General features: G+C 66.6%; 3 protein-coding genes and 1 pseudogene. 3 read left to right on the top strand and 1 reads right to left on the bottom strand.

Translation table 11 applies throughout. The features are described 5' to 3' along the window. The first annotated feature begins 13 nt into the window (after window positions 1-13). Window positions 14-775 (top strand): dimethylargininase, encoded by a 762-nt coding sequence (ddaH, locus tag Q1V87_RS13075; RefSeq protein ID WP_300593674.1) that lies wholly within the window; start codon window positions 14-16, stop codon window positions 773-775. Between the two features lie 21 nt (window positions 776-796). Here the strand turns inward: ddaH and dapD are convergent, their stop codons facing one another. Further along, window positions 797-1756, bottom strand: coding sequence for a 2,3,4,5-tetrahydropyridine-2,6-dicarboxylate N-succinyltransferase (gene dapD / locus Q1V87_RS13080; RefSeq protein ID WP_300593668.1), 960 nt, complete (start codon window positions 1754-1756; stop codon window positions 797-799). An 89-nt stretch (window positions 1757-1845) separates the two neighbouring features. Between dapD and dapE the strand changes: the two genes are divergently transcribed. Next, window positions 1846-2910 carry a succinyl-diaminopimelate desuccinylase gene (gene dapE / locus Q1V87_RS13085; RefSeq protein WP_300593671.1) on the top strand — a complete coding sequence of 355 codons (1065 nt, stop codon included), beginning with the start codon at window positions 1846-1848 and terminating at the stop codon, window positions 2908-2910. Next, window positions 2898-3177: pseudogene (locus Q1V87_RS13090) on the top strand (hypothetical protein); the annotation flags it as partial. The gene dapE and the pseudogene Q1V87_RS13090, both read left to right, overlap by 13 nt.

Genomic DNA, 3177 nt, shown 5'->3' on the forward strand with positions numbered 1-3177 from the left:
GCATTCTGAACGGATGCCGAAGCTCCTCGTCCGCGTTCCCTCCCCGCTCCTCGCTCAGGGGGAACTGACACACCTCGACCGAGTCGAGGCGGATGCCGATCTCGCGCTCTCCCAGTGGCGGGACTACGTCTCGGTATACCGCGATCGTGGCTGGCAGATCGTCGACGTTACGGAGGCCCCGGATCAGCCCGACGGTGTCTTCATCGAGGATGCCCTCGTCGTGTTCGACGACATCGTGGTGATCGGTCGGCCCGGCGCCGAATCTCGACGGGGCGAGATCGCAACGGCCCGGGCGGCGGCAGACACGCTGGGCCTCCCTGTGCACGAGATCAAGGCCCCCGGCACGCTCGACGGCGGCGATGTGCTCAAGATCGGGCGCACGGTGTATGTCGGGGCGTCATCCCGGACCAACGATGACGGCATCCGTCAACTGGATGCTCTGTTGAGCCCCCGGGGATGGAAGATCGTGGCCGTGCCGGTGACGCGGGTCCTGCATCTGAAGAGCGCCGTGACCGCGCTTCCTGACGGCACGGTCATCGGCTACGAGCCGCTCGTCGACGATCCGTCGGTCTTCCCGCGCTTCCTTCCTGTGCCCGAAGAGCACGGCACTGCGGTGGTTGTCCTCGATGAGGTGACGGTCCTGATGTCGGCGGATGCTCCGCAGACCGCCGCGTTGCTCCGGTCGCGCGGGCTGAGCGTCATCCAGACGCCCGTGACCGAGTTCGAGAAGCTCGAGGGCTGCGTCACGTGCCTCTCGGTCCGCGTGCGTCGCTGATTCGCAACGCCGCGATAGGCCTCAGGCGTGCAGCGCCTCGTTGAGGGTCACCCCGACACCGGCGCGCCGCACTGCCTCGATTGCGCCCGTGAGGGAGTTGCGGCGGAACAGGATCCCGTCGCGTCCAGAGAGCTCAGCGCCCTTGACGGTCGGGTGCGTGCCGTCGGCACCGACTGGCTCGTCAGCAAGCACGATCTTCGACCCGGCGGTGACATACAACCCTGCCTCGACGACGCAATCGTCTCCGAGCGAAATACCGATGCCGGCGTTCGCGCCCAGGAGCGTCCGCTCACCGATCGAGACACGGTGGGCGCCGCCGCCCGAGAGTGTGCCCATGATCGAGGCTCCACCGCCGATGTCGCTGCCGTCACCGACGATCACGCCCTGTGAAATGCGCCCCTCGACCATGCTCTGACCGAGCGTCCCGGCGTTGAAGTTCACGAAGCCTTCGTGCATCACCGTTGTGCCCGGCGAGAGATAGGCGCCCAGCCGGACGCGTGATGCGTCCGCGATGCGGACCCCGGCGGGCACGACGTAATCGGTCAGGCGCGGGAACTTGTCGAGCCCCTGTACCTGGATGCCGGCGCGCTGCAGTCGCGGACGGCGCTGGTCGAGCCCTCGAGGGTCGACGGGGCCGGCATTGGTCCAGGCAATGTTCGGGAGCGCGCCGAAGATGCCGTCGAGGTTCAGGTCGTTCGGAGCGACGAGTCGGTGCGATAGCGCGTGGAGGCGGAGGTAAGCATCCGGAGTACCCGAGGGTGCCGCGTCGAGATCGATCTCGACCTCGACCTGCTCGATGCTGACCCCACGGGTGTCATCCGCTCCCACGGCCTCGACCACAAGAGCTCGCGCAGCCTCGTGAGCGTCCTGGTTATCGGACAGCGCACCGGATTGGGGGGAGGGGTACCAGGTGTCCAAGACCATGCCGTCTGCTGCGACAGTTACCGCCCCGATGCCGCTGATCATCCGCTGTGCCGTCATCGTTCCAGGGTATCGACTCGCGCTTGCTCGGATTGTTCCTGTGACGCCTCGCCCACCGCACGACCGAGGGCCCTGGCTAGACTCGAGGGGTGCTGGACCTGACCTCGAATTCTGTCGATCTCACCCGCGCGATCTGCGACATCCCCAGCGTCTCTGGCGGCGAAGGACATCTCGCAGACCTGATCGAGGAGGCAGTGCGTGCTCTGCCCCACCTCGAGGTCATCCGGGATGGCGACACGATCATCGCTCGTACGAACCTCGGAAGAGATCGTAGGGTCGCGATCGCCGGACATATCGACACGGTGCCGATCAACCGAAACGTTCCCACCCGAACAGTCGACATCGACGGCGAAGAGTTCATCTGGGGGCGCGGAACCGTCGACATGAAGGCCGGCGTTGCCGTTCAGCTCAAGCTCGCCGCCGACCTCGTTGCACCCAAGGCTGACATCACGTGGATCTGGTACGACCACGAGGAGGTCGCTGCAGCCCTCAACGCCCTCACTCGCATCGCCGCGACCCGTGCCGACCTGCTCGCCGCTGATTTCGCGATTCTCGGAGAACCCTCCAACGGGCAGGTCGAGGGCGGCTGCAACGGTCACATGCGCGCCATCATCAGGACCCACGGTGTGCGCTCGCACAGTGCGCGTTCGTGGATCGGTGAGAACGCCATCCACAAGGCGGCACCGATCCTCGAGCGGTTGGCTGCCTACACGGCGCGTGAGGTGCCGGTCGACGGCCTCGTGTATCGCGAGGGACTCAACGCCGTACGCATCGCCGGCGGTGTTGCAGGAAACGTCATTCCCGACCTGTGCGAGGTCGAGGTCAACTACCGCTTTGCTCCCTCGCGCAGCGGCGCCGAGGCTGAGGCTCACGTCCGAGAAGTCTTCGAGGGTTTCGAGGTCGAGGTCATCGATATGGCCGAAGGTGCCCGGCCGGGGCTCGACGATCCGCTGGCGCAAGAATTCGTGGCTGCTGTGGGCGGCACAGCTCAACCCAAGTACGGCTGGACGGATGTTGCCCGCTTCTCAGCCCTCGGCATCCCCGCCGTCAACTACGGTCCGGGGGACCCGCAGCTGGCCCACCACGACGAAGAGCGCGTTGCCGTCGCCCAGATCCGGGATGTCGAGCGCGGGCTGCGCGCGTGGCTGACCTGACGACAGCGGCACCGGCGCCGCCCTCCCGGCGGTCGATCCCGCCGGCGCTGACGATTGCGCTCATCTATCTCGCTGCGCGGGCCGTCACGTTCGGCTTTCTGATCCTGGCTGCCGCGTTATCGGCCGAGGGCACACGTTTCGGTGCGGGGGCGAGCGTTCAAGACCTCGTGGTGGGCTGGGACGCCCAGTGGTACTGGTATCTTGCCGTCAACGGGTATCCGGCTGACCTACCGCTAACTGACGCGGGCGCGGTAGCCGAGAACCAGT

Source organism: Microbacterium sp. (assembly GCF_030149085.1).
GTDB lineage: Bacteria > Actinomycetota > Actinomycetes > Actinomycetales > Microbacteriaceae > Microbacterium.

What these genes read in the sequence shown, in the direction of transcription:
- ddaH (WP_300593674.1), top strand. Translation starts at nt 14, where the DNA reads ATGCCGAAGCTCCTCGTCCGCGTTCCCTCCCCGCTCCTCGCTCAGGGG.
- dapD (WP_300593668.1), bottom strand. Translation starts at nt 1,756, where the DNA reads ATGACGGCACAGCGGATGATCAGCGGCATCGGGGCGGTAACTGTCGCA.